Source organism: Trinickia sp. NRRL B-1857 (assembly GCF_050470685.1).
Taxonomy (GTDB): domain Bacteria; phylum Pseudomonadota; class Gammaproteobacteria; order Burkholderiales; family Burkholderiaceae; genus Trinickia.
In genome coordinates this window covers 602,492-619,321 of the sequence record NZ_JBFLUK010000011.1, presented here as the reverse complement: position 1 = coordinate 619,321, position 16,830 = coordinate 602,492, and the positions used below count along the sequence as shown (strand labels likewise).

The 16,830-nt window shown below is 61.2% G+C and carries 13 protein-coding genes; 6 read left to right on the top strand and 7 right to left on the bottom strand.

Features of this window, described 5'->3' with window-relative positions; all coding sequences use genetic code 11:
- Window positions 1-577 precede the first annotated feature (577 nt).
- Window positions 578-3,691, bottom strand: a complete 3,114-nt coding sequence (gene ydiJ / locus AB1286_RS23840) for a D-2-hydroxyglutarate dehydrogenase YdiJ (RefSeq protein ID WP_430365711.1) — start codon at window positions 3,689-3,691, stop codon at window positions 578-580.
- Window positions 3,692-3,831: 140 nt separating this feature from the next.
- Between ydiJ and AB1286_RS23835 the strand changes: the two genes are divergently transcribed.
- Window positions 3,832-4,791 carry a LysR substrate-binding domain-containing protein gene (locus AB1286_RS23835; RefSeq protein ID WP_430365710.1) on the top strand — a complete coding sequence of 320 codons (960 nt, stop codon included), beginning with the start codon at window positions 3,832-3,834 and terminating at the stop codon, window positions 4,789-4,791.
- Here AB1286_RS23835 and AB1286_RS23830 read toward each other — a convergent pair.
- The gene (locus AB1286_RS23830) at window positions 4,754-5,716 is read right to left on the bottom strand and encodes a mannuronate-specific alginate lyase (protein ID WP_430365709.1); all 963 of its coding nucleotides are present in this window, start codon (window positions 5,714-5,716) and stop codon (window positions 4,754-4,756) included. The two genes, AB1286_RS23835 and AB1286_RS23830, sit on opposite strands and share 38 nt — an antisense overlap.
- Before the next feature lie 186 nt (window positions 5,717-5,902).
- On the opposite strand from AB1286_RS23830, the gene AB1286_RS23825 reads away from it, so the two are divergent.
- The 3 genes from AB1286_RS23825 to AB1286_RS23815 are packed head-to-tail and all read left to right on the top strand — an operon-like array spanning window position 5,903 to window position 9,131.
- On the top strand, window positions 5,903-7,105 hold the full coding sequence (locus tag AB1286_RS23825; protein WP_430365708.1) for an MFS transporter: 1,203 nt from the start codon (window positions 5,903-5,905) through the stop codon (window positions 7,103-7,105).
- A 43-nt stretch (window positions 7,106-7,148) separates the two neighbouring features.
- The gene (gene dkgB / locus AB1286_RS23820; protein ID WP_430365707.1) at window positions 7,149-7,955 is read left to right on the top strand and encodes a 2,5-didehydrogluconate reductase DkgB; all 807 of its coding nucleotides are present in this window, start codon (window positions 7,149-7,151) and stop codon (window positions 7,953-7,955) included.
- 60 nt (window positions 7,956-8,015) lie between these two features.
- Complete coding sequence (locus AB1286_RS23815) at window positions 8,016-9,131, top strand: alkene reductase (RefSeq protein ID WP_430365706.1); 1,116 nt, start codon at window positions 8,016-8,018, stop codon at window positions 9,129-9,131.
- A 67-nt stretch (window positions 9,132-9,198) separates the two neighbouring features.
- Here AB1286_RS23815 and AB1286_RS23810 read toward each other — a convergent pair whose 3' ends face one another.
- Window positions 9,199-9,774 (bottom strand): TetR/AcrR family transcriptional regulator, encoded by a 576-nt coding sequence (locus tag AB1286_RS23810; RefSeq protein ID WP_430365705.1) that lies wholly within the window; start codon window positions 9,772-9,774, stop codon window positions 9,199-9,201.
- A 168-nt stretch (window positions 9,775-9,942) separates the two neighbouring features.
- Here AB1286_RS23810 and AB1286_RS23805 point away from each other — a divergent pair, with 168 nt between their 5' ends.
- The gene (locus tag AB1286_RS23805; protein ID WP_430365704.1) at window positions 9,943-10,602 is read left to right on the top strand and encodes a glutathione S-transferase; all 660 of its coding nucleotides are present in this window, start codon (window positions 9,943-9,945) and stop codon (window positions 10,600-10,602) included.
- A gap of 90 nt (window positions 10,603-10,692) precedes the next feature.
- Here the strand turns inward: AB1286_RS23805 and AB1286_RS23800 are convergent, their stop codons facing one another.
- The 3 genes from AB1286_RS23800 to betC form a co-directional block, all read right to left on the bottom strand.
- The gene (locus AB1286_RS23800; RefSeq protein ID WP_430367296.1) at window positions 10,693-11,835 is read right to left on the bottom strand and encodes a porin; all 1,143 of its coding nucleotides are present in this window, start codon (window positions 11,833-11,835) and stop codon (window positions 10,693-10,695) included.
- 41 nt (window positions 11,836-11,876) lie between these two features.
- Window positions 11,877-12,845 carry a choline ABC transporter substrate-binding protein gene (gene choX, locus AB1286_RS23795; protein WP_430365703.1) on the bottom strand — a complete coding sequence of 323 codons (969 nt, stop codon included), beginning with the start codon at window positions 12,843-12,845 and terminating at the stop codon, window positions 11,877-11,879.
- Window positions 12,846-12,915: 70 nt separating this feature from the next.
- A complete protein-coding gene (gene betC / locus AB1286_RS23790) occupies window positions 12,916-14,457 on the bottom strand; it encodes a choline-sulfatase (RefSeq protein WP_430365702.1) in 1,542 nt (513 codons plus the stop codon).
- A gap of 519 nt (window positions 14,458-14,976) precedes the next feature.
- Here betC and AB1286_RS23785 point away from each other — a divergent pair.
- Window positions 14,977-16,182, top strand: a complete 1,206-nt coding sequence (locus tag AB1286_RS23785; protein ID WP_430365701.1) for an IS110 family transposase — start codon at window positions 14,977-14,979, stop codon at window positions 16,180-16,182.
- A 73-nt stretch (window positions 16,183-16,255) separates the two neighbouring features.
- Here the strand turns inward: AB1286_RS23785 and AB1286_RS23780 are convergent, their stop codons facing one another.
- Window positions 16,256-16,807 (bottom strand): hypothetical protein, encoded by a 552-nt coding sequence (locus AB1286_RS23780; protein ID WP_430365700.1) that lies wholly within the window; start codon window positions 16,805-16,807, stop codon window positions 16,256-16,258.
- Window positions 16,808-16,830 lie beyond the last annotated feature (23 nt).

Genomic DNA, 16,830 nt, shown 5'->3' with positions numbered 1-16,830 from the left:
GCCCAACTTGCCACAAGTAAACGCACGAATATCCCGCCAGAATCAACGATGAAATGAATTACCTATACCACCTTTAAAAAAAGAACCGTCTGTCCCATTTTTGGCGACAATCAATCCCGCCGTTACCGCACAATGGGCCCAAAACGTCCCGCCAACTAAGCAAATTCGTGAGCAAGCGCAATTTCATCGAATCGGATCTAATGAACGGGCGATCAGGTTACAAGCCCCAAACTGGCGCGGTTCGCGTATGTATGCGAAATGAATGTATTTATACGTTAACCGGCCTGCGCTTTCTAGCCGCGCTCGCCATCGTTCTCGACCATCTTTGGCCCGTCATCTTCAAGTTCGATAGGCTTGAGGTGCTGAACGATGCAATGCCTTAAGTCTCTTATATCGGGATCACGCTATTTTTTGTCTTTAGCGGATAAGGAAGCCGCTCCGGCGAACGCCGATGCCAAGGCCGATACGGCTACGAAGACGCAATAAGTCTTCGACCTCGGCAGCTACCAGCGCGCTGCCCTAAAACGCGGGACATGCCGCTTCAGGGCGGGCCTTCGGGGTCGCCCGTTTTTGCTGGCTAGGATATGGCTGGGACAGACTCATGTCGTAGCACATCGAGTAACGCTTCGATTGGATGCCGTAATCGGCGCCCACGCAAACGACTCACTTGGCAACGGCACGAATAGCCCGTCGCAAGCAGCTCCACGTGTTCGCTTGTCTGCATCGCTTGCCCCGCCTCGCCCGGCGACCACCAGTCGTCCACGTGCCGCGCCCAAGACTGTTCGAATATCGTCTTCGACGTTTCCACGTTGCGCGCTTCGTGTCCGTAGGTCCCCGACATACCGCAGCAGCCGCTCGCGACTGTCGTCAACGACATGCCCGCGCGCTCGAACACCTCAGCCCAAAGCGATGCGGCCGCGGGCGCGTTCGTGCGCTCCGTGCAGTGCGGCAGCAAACGAAAATCGATCGACGAACGTTTTCGTTGCGCCAGCAACTGGGCTCCTTCCCGTTGCAAAACGTCATTCAACCATTCTTGCGGTAGCAAGACGTTAGGACTGCTATCGACCGACTCGAGCTTTCGATACTCCTGCCGATAAACGAGCGTCATTGCAGGGTCGAGGCCGACCAGCGGCAGATCGAGCCTTGCGATCGCGCTTAGCCGCGTCGCATTTCGCTTCGCCACGCGCTCGAACGCACCCAAGAAACCTTGCACGTGCAGCGGCTTTCCGTTGGGCATATAAGGCGCCACGAAAACGCGGTATCCGAGGCGAGCCGCAAGTTCGACCCACGCGGCAGCCACGTCGGTTTCGAAGAATCGCGTAAACGCATCTTGCACAAAGACGACGCTACGCCTGCGTTGATCCTCGCTCAAAACGCTCAGGCGCTCGATAGAAGCCGGCTCGACCCGCCAACGTTTTGCCACAGCCGTCCACGACAGTTCGCTGAGCAGCGGCGCATCGACGATACCCGCCAGCCGTCGCAGCATGGCCTTCACGGGCCGCGCATGCATCAATCCGTTATAAAGCCGGCGCCCGCCGGGTATCGTCGCGACGTACGGCACGCTGAACTCGAGCGATCCGATCAAGTAATCGCGCGGCGAACGCGCGAAGCGTGTGTGATAGCGCTCGAGAAAGCGCGCACGAAACTCGGGCACGTTGACTTTCACCGGGCATTGTCCCGCACACGACTTACAAGCGAGACAACCCGCCATCGCCGCATAAACTTGATGCGAGAAGTCGTCCTGCGTGCGATGCCCCTGCCAGCTATTGAAGAGTCGGACCGGCAGCGCCGCGGGCTTCGGGGAGGCGGTTAAATCCGTTCCCGCCTCCCCCTGCAAACGAAGCCACTCGCGCATCAACGTTGCGCGTCCCTTCGGCGAATGGACACGCTGACGCGTCGCTTTCCACGAGGGACACATGGCATCGTCGGGATCGAAGTTGTAGCAGGCGCCGTTGCCGTTGCAATGGACCGCATCGCCGTTCGCTTGCCAAACGCGTTCGTCGATACGGCGATCGGCGTCGCCGCGCATCGGCACTTTGTCGATACGCAACAACGATGCGCTGCTGCCTGCCGGCGTCGCGATTTTTCCCGGATTGAGTTGGCCGTGGGGATCGAATGCGGCTTTCAGCGCTTGCAAAGCGGGATAGAGCGGGCCGAAATACTCGGGGACGTACTCGGAACGTACGCCCTTTCCATGTTCGCCCCACAGCAGGCCGCCATACTTCAGCGTCAAAGCAGTCACTGCATCCGAGATCGGCCGGATGAGCGCGGCTTGGCGCGGGTCACGCATATCGAGCGCCGGCCTGACATGCAATACCCCGGCATCGACATGGCCGAACATGCCGTATCGCAAGCCCATACCGTCGAGAAGCGAGCGGAATTCGGCAATGTACTGGGCGAGATTCTCGGGCGGGACGGCCGTGTCTTCCACGAACGGTTGCGGTCGGCTCTCGCCGCTGACGTTGCCGAGCAAACCGACTGCACGCTTGCGCATCGCGTAGACGCGATTGACCGCTGCCTCGCCGTCGGCAACCGTGACGGCGAGCCTACGCACCGCGCCGTCGGTCCTGACGTGTTCGACGAACGCCGACACGCGAGCGCGCACCTCGTTCGGATCGTCTCCGCTGAATTCCACCAAATTGATCCCGCCCGCACCGTGTTCGGCGGTATCGACATCCGGCAGGTACTGCTCTACATTGCGCCAGACGATATCGCGACGGGCGAGCGCCAATACGGTCGAATCAACGGTTTCGATCGACAGCGGCCGATGCGCCATGAGCGGTTGCGCATCGCGCAGCGCGTCCATGAAACTCTCGTAGCGGATGTTGACCAGCGCGGCGTGAGCCGGAATCGGCAATACATTGAGCGTCGCCTCGACAACAAACCCTAGCGTCCCTTCGGAGCCGCACAATACGCTGTTGATATCAAATCGGCCGTCAGCATCGCGCAGGTGCGCAAGGTCGTAGCCTGTCAAACAGCGATTCAATCGCGGAAAACGTTCGCGGATCAAATCGGCGTGCGTTTCGCTCATGTCCTTCGCCGTCCGGTACACGCGCCCCACGATATCGGTCCGCGCGCACAAGGTCTCCAATTCATCAGCATCCACGGGGCGACTGGCAAGCAAATTCCCGCCGATCAAGACGGTCTCGAGCGCCAAGACGTGATCGCGCGTCTTCCCATAGGTACAGCTACCTTGTCCGCTTGCATCCGTACTGATCATGCCGCCGATGGTCGCGCGATTCGACGTGGACAGTTCCGGCGCAAAAAACAGTCCGTGCGCTCTCAATGCCGCATTGAGTTGATCTTTCACCACACCGGCTTCGACCCGCGCCGTTCGCGCTTGCGCATCGATCGATAGGATTCGATTCATATGGCGCGACATATCGACGACGATGCCATCGGTCAACGATTGCCCATTCGTCCCCGTACCGCCCCCACGTGGCGCCACCGTTACCTCACGAAACTGGGGCCGCCCGAGCAATTCGGCGATCCGTTGCACGTCTTGCGCGTGCCGCGGAAAAAGGACGCCCGTCGGATAGCGTTGGTAGATCGAATTGTCGGTGGACAGCACAGCGCGTAACGCCTGACTGTGATCGATATCGCCCTCGAACCCCATCGCCCGCAACTCGGCGAAAAAGCTCGCATGCAGACGGCCCGTCGAATTGTCCGCGGGAAGGCGGGAAATCGTCATCGCTCGTTACTCCGTGCCGGCCCTATGGGTCACATCCATCATGTAGACTCTGCATGGGACAGATCTTGCCCGATCGATTTTCCGCGCGCGTTTCCTCCACCGCAAGCGGAAGTTCTTCGGGTTATTCATGAGCTTTATGAATGAATTACCGCAAACTCACGCCGTCGATGTCATTGTTGCTGGCCTTCGAGGCGTCGGCTCGGCACCAAAGCTTCACGCGCGCGGCGCAAGAGTTGTCGCTGACGCAAAGCGCCGTTAGCCGCCAAGTGCAAACGCTCGAAGCCATGCTCGGCGTGGCGCTGTTTTTGCGCGAAGGCAAACGCATCGTCCCGACCGACGCGGGCCGCGCCTATATGACGGAATTGGGCACGGCATTGACGCTGATACGCAATGCGACGTTGCAGGCGATCTCCTCCGAATCGCGGCTCAGGCATCTGCGCGTCGCCACGTTGCCGACGTTCGGCGCGAAGTGGCTCCTGCCAAGGCTGCACCGTCTTTACCGTGCGCATCCCGAGTTGCAGATCGACGTGCATTCGCGAATCGAGGAAGTCGATTTCTCATCGAATGCGCTCGATGCGGCGATCGCTGTAGGAGACGGACGCTGGGCTAATGTGATCGCGCATCGGCTTTATGCGGAAGAACTGGTATTGATCGGCAGCCCCGACATACTGGCTGCCAAGCGCAAACGCAGAGGCGAGGGCCGATCCGCGGCGAGCAAAAGCGCTTCCGATGCGCGCCCAACGGTCGCCGCGCTTGAACATCTAACGCTGTTACGCGTGAGCAGTTTTCCCGACGCTTGGCGCGAATGGTGCGCCCATTTCGGGCTACCGCATCATGCGCTGCGGCCCGGCCCGAGCTTTGAGCTCACTTCGCATTTGATTCAGGCCGTCGCCGCCGGAATTGGCGTCGGACTCGTTCCGCGGATGCTCGTCGAAGACGAATTGAACGACGGGCGCTTGTGTAGCCCGTTCGCCCCCGTACCGAGTTCGCGGTCCTACTACTTCATCTATCCTGAGCGGGTCCGCCATCATCCCGCGCTCATGGCATTTCGCGAATGGTTGCTCAGCGAGTTGACAAGGGTGCGCCCCACATCTGGGTAACGTTGCCGCCGAGCCGCCATTCCTTGAGCGGCCGGCGCGGCGCGATGAGCGCCGGTAATCGAGCGTCCTTGAATCGCGTGTAATACGGCTCCATCCAACACAACTCGTCTTGGAACGTCCAAGGAAACAGATCCTGTTTGATCGGCGTGATTTTCGTGAAGCTTGCCGGATCCTCGACGGCGCCAATGACCAGATTCGCTAGCCGGCCGATCGCACCGTCGTTCTCGCGGTAGAGATCGATACGGCGTCGCTGTACCAACTCGGCGGCAAATACGAGCGGAATGAGTGCGAACGTGTGATAGTGCAGCGCACGATTGCCCCGCTTCACTTCGCGTGCCAACGCGCCGTCGGGGCCGATATCGCGGATCCCTTCGCGAATACGAAGCAGCCCCGAATCGATGAGATCCGCATCCTCGGTGACGGTGCCGATCGCAATCAAATTCAAACCCGCCCAGTACACTAAATTGTTGTGCAATCGGTTGATCGCTTCCGAATCGCGCGTGGCGAGCGCGATCCGCACGAGCCACGGATCAATGACATCGAATCGAACCCGGTTCTGGTCGCGAAACGCGCGCGGCATACGCAAGATCACCATCGCGAAATCCGTTCCGGCCCACGAGCGTTCGTAGTAGCCCTGATAGCCTGAAATGCGCCCCATGAGCGCATCGGCCTTGGCCCAGCTTTCCAATAGGCTCAATGCGCACGACCAGTCTCCGTTATCGGCGGACGCATTGAGCCGGCCGATGAACTCGCGCATGGGTTTCACAGCGCGCGCATAGCCGGCCGCGTCGTCGTAGAAGCCCGGGGGATCTATCGTCTCGAGCGCGGCGGGGATCTCGCAGGCCCGGACGGAATGCATCGCGCCCATCGACACTAAGATGACAAACAAAACGGCGATTAGCCTATGAACGGATGCACGGCGCATGCGGGCCTTTACAGTAACGAGTGCGGTCGAGGGGGAGCCGGGAACGCTCAAGCGAAGTTGCGCGCGCAAAGGTGCGCTTCATTGTTGACTTAAAATCAAAACAGATTGGTTTATAGCCCGGTTTTTAATCAAAAGTAAAGGGCGCACACTTCGTTCCGACTTCATCGAAGTACAGGATCGCAAACCATGCCCCTCGCCTTACTCGCACTCACTATTAGTGCATTCGCCATCGGCACGACCGAATTCGTCATCGTCGGCCTGATCCCGACGATTTCGTCCGACCTCGGCATTAGCCTGCCCTCGGCCGGTCTCCTGGTCAGCTTGTACGCATTGAGCGTCGCGGTCGGCGCTCCTTTGCTGACCGCACTGACCGGGCGCGTACCCCGCAAGCTGCTGCTCGTAGGCCTCATGGCGCTCTTCACGGTCGGCAACCTCGTTGCCTGGCGCGCGCCCACTTACGAATCGCTGATCGTAGCCCGCGTCCTGACCGGCCTCGCACACGGCGTGTTCTTTTCGGTGGGCTCCATCATCGCGACGACGCTCGTTCCCAAGAACAAGGCCGCCAGCGCAATCGCAACCATGTTCAGCGGCATGACGGTGGCCTTCGTCGCGGGAATTCCGCTAGGCACGTTCATCGGTCAGCACTTCGGCTGGCGAGCGACCTTCTTCATCGTCGCGCTATTCGGGCTCGTCGCAATGCTTGGCGCACTCGTTTTCGTCCCGCGCCATCTGGCACATACGCGTCCCGCACCGATGCTCCAGCAGTTCCGCGTGCTCGCCGAGCCGCGGCTGGCGTTGGTGTATGCGATGACCGCGGTGGGCTACGGCGGCTCGCTGATCGCCTTCACGTTCATGGCGCCGCTGCTCGAGCAGATTACCGGCTTCACGCCCGCCGAAGTCAGCATCGTGCTGGTCGCCTATGGCCTGTCCGTCGCGCTCGGCAACGTGTGGGGCGGCAAGCTCGCCGACCGAGTAGGCCCGGTGAAGGCACTCAAGCGCATCTTCCTGTTGCTCGCTGCGGTGCTGTTCGCGCTGACGTTCACCGTACACAGCCCGTGGCTCGCCGTGCTCACGATGCTCTGCTGGGGCGCGGTCGCATTCGGAAACGTGCCGGGACTGCAAGTCTACGTCGTCAAGCAAGCTCGGCATTTCGCACCTGAGGCAGCCGACGTCGCATCGGGTTTCAACATCGCCGCGTTCAATCTAGGCGTGGCGGGCGGCTCGTCGCTCGGCGGACTGATCGTTGCGCACATCGGCCTCGGCCATACGCCGTGGATTGCCGCAGCGGTCACGCTTGCCGCCTTCGCGCTGACGGCACTGAGCGGCCGCCTCGACACGCGCGACGGCCTGCCCGAACGCACCGCGGAGCCTGTGGAAGTTGTCCATTGAACCGGCGCTTCCACTTCTTTCAATCGACTCCACGGAGAACGTGATGAGTACTATTCCCGCTTTCGGCCTCGGCACCTTCCGCCTACAAGGCCAAGTCGTCATCGATTCCGTGCGCAACGGCCTCGAGTTAGGCTATCGCGCGATCGACACAGCACAGATCTACGGCAACGAAGCCGACGTGGGCGAAGCGATCGCCTCCTCCGGCGTCGCACGCCAAGATCTCTTCCTGACCACGAAAATCTGGGTCGAAAACTACGCTCGCGACAAGCTGATCCCAAGCCTCAAGGAGAGCCTCGCCAAGCTGCGCACCGACGAAGTCGATCTCACGCTCATTCACTGGCCCGCGCCCGGCAACGGCGTTCCGCTCGAGGAATACATGAGTGAGCTCGCGCAAGCCAAGTCGCAGGGATTGACCAAGCAGATCGGCGTATCCAATTTCAATATCGACTTGACCAAACAAGCGATAGCGGTCGTCGGCCGCGAAAACCTCGCGACCAACCAAATCGAATTGAGTCCTTATCTACAGAGCCGCAAGCTCGTCGACTTCCTCCGTCAGGAGGGCATCCCAATCACGTCGTACATGACGCTCGCGTACGGCAAAGTGCTTGGCGATCCGGTCATCCGCATGATCGCCGAACGCCACGATGCAACGCCGGCGCAAGTGGCGCTCGCCTGGGCGTTGCGCCTCGGGTACTCGGTCATTCCCTCGTCGACGAAGCGCGAGAACCTTGCGAGCAACTTGCTCGCGCAAACGCTCCAACTGAGCGACGAAGACATGGCGCAAATCGCGACGCTCGAGCGCAACGGCCGCGAAGTGAACCCCGACGGGCTTGCCGCGAAGTGGGACTGAGACGTCGGGCAAATAGAACTTTCGCCGCGGTTCTACCGCGAACAAGCATAGGAGCACAGCATGAATCATGATCCCCTCTTTCAGCCGCTTCAGCTCGGCGCGCTCACGCTGCCCAACCGCATCGTGATGCCCCCGATGACCCGCTCACGTGCGAGCCAACCGGGCGACGAGGCTAACGCGCTGATGGCCGAATACTATGCACAGCGTGCGGATGCCGGGCTCATCGTGAGCGAGGGCACCTATATCGCACCGCTCGGCAAGGGCTACGCATGGACGCCCGGCATTCACACGCCCGGTCAAATCGAGGGATGGCGCAAGGTGACGAACGCGGTCCACGCGAAAGGCGGCCGGATTTTCGCCCAGCTCTGGCACGTCGGCCGGCTGAGCCACACGAGCCTGCTTGGGGGCCAGCAGCCCGTGTCGTCGTCGCCGCTGCAAGCCGAAGGCGTGAACGTATTCATCGCCGGCAACGAGGAAGGCGTGCCGGGCTTCGTCCAGGCGTCCGCCCCGCGCGCGCTCGATATCGACGAGATTCGCGAGATCGTCGATCAGTACCGCACCGCGGCGCGCAATGCCATCGAGGCCGGCTTCGACGGCGTCGAGTTGCACGCGGCGAACGGTTATCTCGTCAACCAGTTCATCGATTCAAATGCCAACACGCGCGTCGATATCTACGGCGGATCGCTGAATAACCGTTTGCGCGTCCTTGGCGAAGTCGCACATGCGCTCATCGAAGGTACGGGTGACGCGCAGCGCGTCGGGATCCGCCTCGCACCGCTCACGACGTTGAACGGATGTGAGGACGCCGATCCGGAGACGACCTATCTTGCCGCCGCTAGGATGTTGGGCGAAATCGGCGTGGCTTACATCCATATCGCGGAAGCGGACTGGGACGACGCCCCGCACATGCCGCTCGAGTTCAAGCGCAAGCTGCGCGCCGCCTATCCAGGCGTGCTCATCTATGCAGGCCGATATACAGGCGAGCGCGCGCGGGATGCCATCGAGGCGGGCTGGGCCGATCTCATTGCCTTCGGACGTCCGTTTGTCGCCAATCCCGACCTGGTGCAGCGTCTGCGCACCGGCGCGCCGCTCGCACAACACCATCGCGAAACACTATTCGGCGGCGGGGCAAAAGGTCTCACGGACTATCCCGGGCTCGACGGCGCCGCGGCTTGAGTGGCGGGCCTACGCCGCACCTGTCGGCCCGCTTCGTAACCGTGAGAACAAGCGGCTTGAGGTCTCGTTAGGCGGGCAAAAGACCCGCCTTCCGATACCCCTTGATGAGGGCATCATAGAGCGCGATATCGCCGCGGCTTCGGGCAATGAGCTGCGCCCCGGCGATCGCGGCGAAGATCGCGCGTGCTCGTTGCTCGCACTCCTTAGCGTCCACGACGGCGGCCTCCGACAGCACCTTGCCGAGCCAAGCGACATTGACGTCGGCAAACGTTGTGACTTCCTTTCTCACGACTTCCGGCAGATCGTCGATCTCGGCGGCCATGAAGCTGCATAGACATATGCGATTCCCGGATTCCAACGCACGGCGAAAGATCTCCGGGTAGTAGCGCAAGCAGCGCAGCGGATCGTTCGACTTCAGCAACATCTCATCCAGCGTCGCCTGCGTGCTCTCCCAATAGCGCCGCGCCACGGCCGCTCCCAAGTCGGCCTTGCTTTCGAAGTGATGGTAGATGCTCGCGGCTTTGATGCCGACTTCATCGGCCAGTCCGCGAAAGTTCAAGCCGCCATAGCCGTGCGCCTGCGCGATCCGTGTGGCGGCTTCCAAAATTCGCTCCCTCGAGTTCATGCCCGCGTCTTTCGTCACTGCTCGCGCCTCCGCCGTCCGAACATAGGTGTTGACAGGCCACATTGTACCTTTTATGTTTACCCTAACGAACGTTAGGTAGTTTGAAAAATCGAAGGTGAACGTGCGGACGATGCGTCGTGCTCGTGCCGTTCGATATTCAATTCAACGCACTGGGAGTGCCGCTTGATGAAGATTTACGATTTCCCGACAGGACCCTATCCGACCCGTGTGCGAATCGCGCTTGCCGAGAAACGCTTGCAGTCACGCGTTCGGTTCGTGATGGTCGACCTCTATAAGGGCGAGCATAAGCGGCCTGAATTCATTGCAACTAAGAACTATTCGGGCACCCTGCCGGTTCTCGAACTCGATGACGGAACCTGCATCGGCGAATGCACAGCCATTACCGAATACCTCGACACACTAGACGGCCAGCCGACGCTAACGGGTAGAACGCCCCGCGACAAGGGCATCATCCATATGATGAGCAAGCGCGCCGAGATCGAATTGCTCGATGCGGTCAGTGTCTATTTCCACCACGGCACCCCGGGATTGGGACCGCACGTCGAGGTCTCCCAAAACCCCGAATGGGGGTTCCGTCAACGCGACAAGGCGGTGAGAGGCATGCGCTACTTCGATGCCGTATTGAGCCGGCAGCCGTATGTCGCCGGTGAAGCGTTTTCGATGGCGGACATTACGGTGATCGGCGGGCTGCTGTTTGCATCGCTGGTGGCGCTGCCGGTGCCCGAAGAATGCGAGGCGCTGCGTAGCTGGTACGCAAGAATGTTGCAGCGGGAGAGCGTGCGCGATCAACCGGCGTTTGCAGGTTCGGCAGCCGTGGCCGATTGAGCCCGGGGCACGCACTGAAACGGCATGTGTAAAAAAACGGCGGGCCGTGTCCAAGACACGCCCGCCCAAGTACGACGAGGAGTCGACCGATTAAAAGGAATGACGCATGCCGATGCGGATATCGGCCTGAGTCGATGTGCTCGAAGGCGTGAAGCTGTAGCCGATGACAGCGTCCACGCCGCTCGATGCTTTCAAGTAGTCCCCGGAGATATAGACGTCCGTACGCTTGGAGAGCAGATAGTGCAGCCCCGCGGACACTTGATTCCAATGGTGCCCTTCGAAGTGCGTGTATTGATACCCGCCATCGATCGTGAATGCGGGTGTCACGCTCCAAGATGCCCCGCCCTCGCCGACTTGCATGTGGGACGACTGCCCGAACGCTTTGATCGTCGTATAGGAGTAATTGCCCATCAACGTGACCGGTCCGAGCGCGTAGCTAGCCCCCACGCCGAACGTGCCTTGCTTGTCCACGGCAAACGGCGTGTTCGAATACAAATCGGTAACCGCCCCGCTGGCGGGATCGACGCTTACCGTCGGTTGCCCGAGAAACGTCCGGGTGCCGATCATCGCGTAAGGATCGAACGCATAGATTCCGCCCGGGTTGTTCAATTGGGTATAAGCCGTGCCCACGGTAAAGCCGCCGTGCGCGTAATGCGCCCCGACGCTATAGGCGCTGCCTTGATGGAAATTGCCCGCGACATTGCCGAACGACCACATGCCGCCGAATTTGAAGCCGTCGATGTCGTTAGACATGAATTTCACCGAGTTCGGCAGCCGATCGCCATTGAATCGGTCGAAGTCGCCTTGGTGAATCGCATAACCGCTGGCCCAGGCCGAGACGTTGTATAGAAACACCATCTCCTCGGTCATATCCAACTGATTGCCGAACGATACGGTACCCCAAGGGCTCGACAGACCGACAAACGCCTGCCGCCCGAACTGCGCACCGCCGAACGCCAGGCGGCCCGTGCCCAATTTGAATCCGCTTTCGAGCGCGAAGAGGGCCGACAAACCGTTGCCTAGATCCTCCGTCCCTTTGATTCCCCAGCGGTTGCCGTACGAAATGCCGTCGTCGAATCTGACGACATGCGATCCACCGGTATTGCTGACATAAGTCATACCGGCATCGAGGATGCCGTACAGCGTCACGCTGCTTTGGGCGTGACTGACGGCGGGCAAACTGGCGAGCGCCAGCGCCACGCCCGACCGGATCGGGGTGCGCAATGCTTTCATCATGTTGGTCTCTCGTGTACTGCGGTGGATGTCGGTCGATATCAGTCGCCGGCAAGCGCGCTATTGACCGCCTGCAAACCATTCGCTCCGCTTGCAGTCGTCACGCCGTCGAGCCAGGGCTTAAGCACTGCCGGGTGGGCCTTTAGCGCATCGCGCGCGGCGGTTTTCAAACTGATTTTTTTCTGGAGCACGTCGGCGATGATTTGATTCTCGAGGTCGACGTCGAATGTCATCTGCTTGAACAAGCGGCCGAGATTCGTGCATTCATTGGCGAAGCCCGTGCGAGTCACGGTGTTGACCGTCGCGCCGCCGTAGTTGGGACCGAAATATGCATCCCCACCGGACAAATAGGTCAAATGAAACTCTGTATTCATCAAGTGCGGCTCCCACGCGAGAAAGACGATCCAGCGCTTCTCGCGCACCGCACGCGCAACCTGCGTCAACATGCCCGTTTCGCTGGAGGCGACCAGCTTCCAATCGCCGAGCCCGAACGCCTTATCGCCGATCATCTTCGTGATGTTCTGATTCGCCGGCGCTCCGGGCTCGATGCCATAGATTCTGTCGTCGAATTTGTCGCCGTACTTCGCGAGGTCCGCGAACGTATGCACACCGGCCGCCGCGACGTAATCGGGCACCGCGAGCGTGAATTTCGCATTCGTTAGATTCGCATGCAGCACGTCGATCGCATGGCTATCGACAAAGGGTTTCACGAGCGGACCTTGCGCCGGCATCCAATTGCCGAGGAATACGTCGATCTGGCCTTTCTTCAACCCTTCGTACGTAATCGGCACCGAGAGGTTCGCGACGCTTTGGCGGTAGCCGAGCGCCCCGAGCACCAAGCCCGCGATCGCATTGGTGGCATCGATGTCGGTCCAGCCGGGATCGGCCATGCGCACCTGCGCACAACTGGCCGGATCGGCGGCCTGCGCGGCCGCCCAGGGCATGACGACCGCCGCCGATAACATGGCGGCTATCAAGCGCCTGAAGGTGTGGTGCTTGCTTCGTTTCATTGCCCGCTCCTGTGTGATTGACCTGCTATGGTTCGTCTGCGATATCTCGGTGAATGGCCTGAACGCCCGATCATTCGTGCGCAACGCGAGGAAAGCGCGCCATCGCCTCGAGCGTATCGAGCTCGATGTGGTTGCGCATATATCGTTGGCTCGCATCGCTAAAGGGCTGCCAGTCCCACGAGCGAATATGCCCTTGCGTCGTCGCGGCGTAATGAAACCGGCGGCGGCGCTGGCTCGCCAACACCTCTTGATGCAATGCGTCGAGGTTCCAGCGGCGGCCGATCTCCGCCAGAAATGCTGCCACTGTCTCCGCGTAGGCAGGATCGCTCGCGAGATTGGTCAGCTCTTGCGGGTCCGCTTCGAGATCGAACAGTTGGTCGGGATCCGCCGGCGTATGAATGAATTTGTACGTACCACGGCGAATCATGACGATCGGCGCGATCGCGCCCTCGGCCAAATATTCGCCGAAGACTTCGTCATGACCGCCGTCGCCTTGCAAGTGCGGTACGAGGCTGCGTCCGTCGATCGGATCGGGCCAGCTCGTCTCGCGCGCGCCCGTCGCGAGTTCGACGAGGGTTGGCAGCAGATCGATCGTCGAAACGCTGGCGCTCACGCGATGCGCGCCGTACGCTTTCGGCGCGTGCACGATCAACGGCACGCGGGCGGCGTTTTCGAAGAACGTCATCTTGTACCAAAGCCCGCGCTCGCCGAGCATATCTCCGTGATCCGAGGTAACGATCACGATCGTGTCGTCGGCCAATCCCGCCGCCTCGAGCGTATCGAGAATGGCGCCGAATTGCGCATCCACATAGGACAGCGACCCATAGTAGGCGCGGCGAGCATGGCGTATTTGCTGCTCGGTCGGCGGCGTCCGGTCGTTCTCGCATACGTGGCGCAACCGCCGCGAATGCGGATCGCTTTCGCTCGGACCTAGCGTCGTACGCGGCAAATCGATTTCGTCGTCGCGATACAGATTCCAATAGGGCGAAGTAATCGCATAAGGGTCATGCGGATGCGTTAGCGAGGCCACGACGCAAAACGGCCGCGCGTCGGTGCCCGCCTCACGCTCACGCGCGATGTCGTATAGCTTTTGCCGCACAGTGAACGTCACCTCGTCGTCAAAGTCGAGTTGATTGGTCCGCACGCACGGGCCCGCCTCGAGCACCGAGCTCATGTTGTGGTACCAGCTCGGACGTACTTCGGGCCGCTCCCAGTCAGGCACCCAGCCGAAATCGGCCGGATAGATGTCGGTCGTGAGGCGCTCCTCGAAGCCATGCAACTGGTCCGGTCCGCAAAAATGCATCTTGCCGGAGAGGACGGTGCGGTATCCCACCGCGCGCAAGTAATGGGCAAAAGTAAGGGTCTGCGCAGAGAATTCGGCCGCGTTATCGTAAGCGCCGATCTTCGACGGCAGCTTACCGGCCATAAAGGCGAAGCGCGACGGCGCGCATAGGGGGCTCGCGCAGTAGGCGGAATCGAACACCACGCCGTCGCGCGCCAACGCGTCGATGCGCGGCGTCTTCGACACGGTATTGCCGTAGACGCGCAGCGACGACGGCGTCAATTGGTCGGCCATCAAGACTAGGATATTTTTTCCGGTGTTGGGCTTCATGAAGTCGATGATGTCAATGCGTTGGAGTCGTTGCGGCCACCGGCGCTTTGCCGCGGTGCAACCACGGTCCCAGCCCCTGCGCGCGATCGCGGCTTGAGCGGCGTGTGACGCCAATATGTCGACCCAGAATTCGCGTGTGAAGACGGCCGCTATTTATGGGCCTATAAGGGGGGCTTATGTCTGGAGGGAGGCCCTGCCCGCGTTAACCCTGTCATGGCGAGCGTCGCGGCGTGCTTGCTGAGCCGCCTCCACGAAGGGCTCGTGGCGCTCTTGGCTGCGCTCGAGGCGCCCCGTTACTATCTTCACGCCCCGATAATTGGGGCTTTGGCCAGCCAGGCCCGGCATGATTCTCGCCGCCAGTCGCAGTCATGATCCGGGGGGTGTTGTCACCGGGCCTGGTGGGTGGCTGGTGATCGCTAATAGGGGTTTGGCCGGGATATCCCGACGCCGTCCGTAACGTGGATGCCGAGACTTGCCACCGTTGTTGCAGGCCAATCCGTTCACTCTGCTCACACTTCGATGCAAGACACTCAACAACATGGCGCCGTCGATGTCTTTATCGGCGTCGATGTCGGTAAAGGCCAGCATCACGCCGTGGCACTCGATCGGAGCGGTAAGCGCCTGTACAACAAGGCGCTACCCAACGACGAGGCCAAGCTACGCGCCCTCATCGCCGAACTCAAGACTCACGGCCGACTCCTGTTCGTCGTCGATCAGCCTTCCACCATCGGCGCGCTTCCGGTAGCCGTTGCCCGTGCTGAAGGCGTCCTCGTCGCCTATCTGCCGGGACTGGCCATGCGTCGCATCGCCGACCTACATGCCGGCGAAGCCAAGACCGATGCCCGCGATGCCGCGATCATTGCCGAAGCCGCTCGCTCGATGCCGCACACACTGCGCTCGCTTCGGTTGGCAGACGAGCAGCTCGCCGAACTCACCATGCTGTGCGGCTTCGACGACGATCTCGCCGACCAAGTCACTCAAACCAGCAACCGCATTCGCGGCTTGCTCACCCAGATCCATCCCGCTCTCGAACGCGTTCTCGGACCGCGCCTCGACCATCCAGCGGTGCTCGATCTGCTTGAGCGCTACCCGTCGCCCGCCGCGCTTGCCGCCGTTAGTGAGAAGACGCTCGCCAATCGCCTGACCAAGCTCGCTCCTCGCATGGGCAAAGGCTTGGCGACCGAGATCGTTCAGGCACTGAGCGAACAAGCCGTGACCGTGCCCGGCACGCAAGCTGCCACCATCGTCATGCCTCGCTTGGCCCAGCAGCTTGCGGCCTTGCGTAAGCAACGCGACGAGGTCGCCGCCGAAGTTGAGCGGCTGGTGCTTGCTCACCCTCTTTGGCCGGTCCTGACCAGCATGCCGGGAGTCGGCGTCAGGACCGCCGCCAGACTCCTGACCGAAGTCGCCCACAAGGCCTTCGCTTCGGCCGCCCACTTGGCGGCCTACGCTGGTCTTGCCCCGGTCACCCGGCGCTCAGGCTCATCCATCCGTGGTGAGCATCCATCCAGACGCGGCAACAAGGTGCTCAAGCGAGCCTTGTTCCTATCCGCCTTCGCTGCCTTGCGAGATCCTGTCTCGCGGGCTTACTACGCGCGCAAGATCCAGCAGGGCAAGCGCCACAACCAAGCGCTCATCGCGCTGGCACGGCGACGTTGCGACGTCCTGTTCGCCATGCTGCGCGACGGCACCATTTACCAACCCAAGTCAGCCCCTAACGCTTGACGAAGGACATAGGGGCACCCCCCAGCCCGCAAAAGATTGAAACCCACGCTGCGGGCGGTGCCTGACCGGCGCGTTACTGCATCATGTGGACGGTGACCGTCAGGCCAGTCTTGTCCCGGATGCGCTGGGCGGCGGCGTTCATCGCTAGCTGCACGTCGGCCGGATCCACCTCTTTGCGGGCCATGTCCTCGCGGCGGCCAAAGCGTCCCGACTGGTTAGTGAGGACCCAGCCCGTCTGGGCCTCGTAGCGCAATTCTCCGCCGATATACGCGAAGCCCGCGTGCCCCGAAGCACCACCGCTCGGTGAGAACCATGCCGCGAGTGTCGGGTGGCCGCCACTGCCATCGCGGATGCTTTGCGTCTTCCAATACTCGGCCTGGTCCTCGTAGTGCTTCCTCATGTCATCGAGCATCGGCCATACGCTGGGCGAGAACGCATCGCGATACCTCCAAGGCTCTTCGACGCCGACGATGACACTGCCGTCGTCGCGCATGACCCAGAGAAACGTGACGCTCCTGTTCGGGACGAACTCCTGTGGGTCGGTCTGAATGTCGATCCAGACCGGGTTGATCATCGTCAGCTCGCTAGGCTTCACTGTGCTCGGCAATTTCGGATAAAGCGGCATGTGGCACTCCCGGTTCGGTGGGC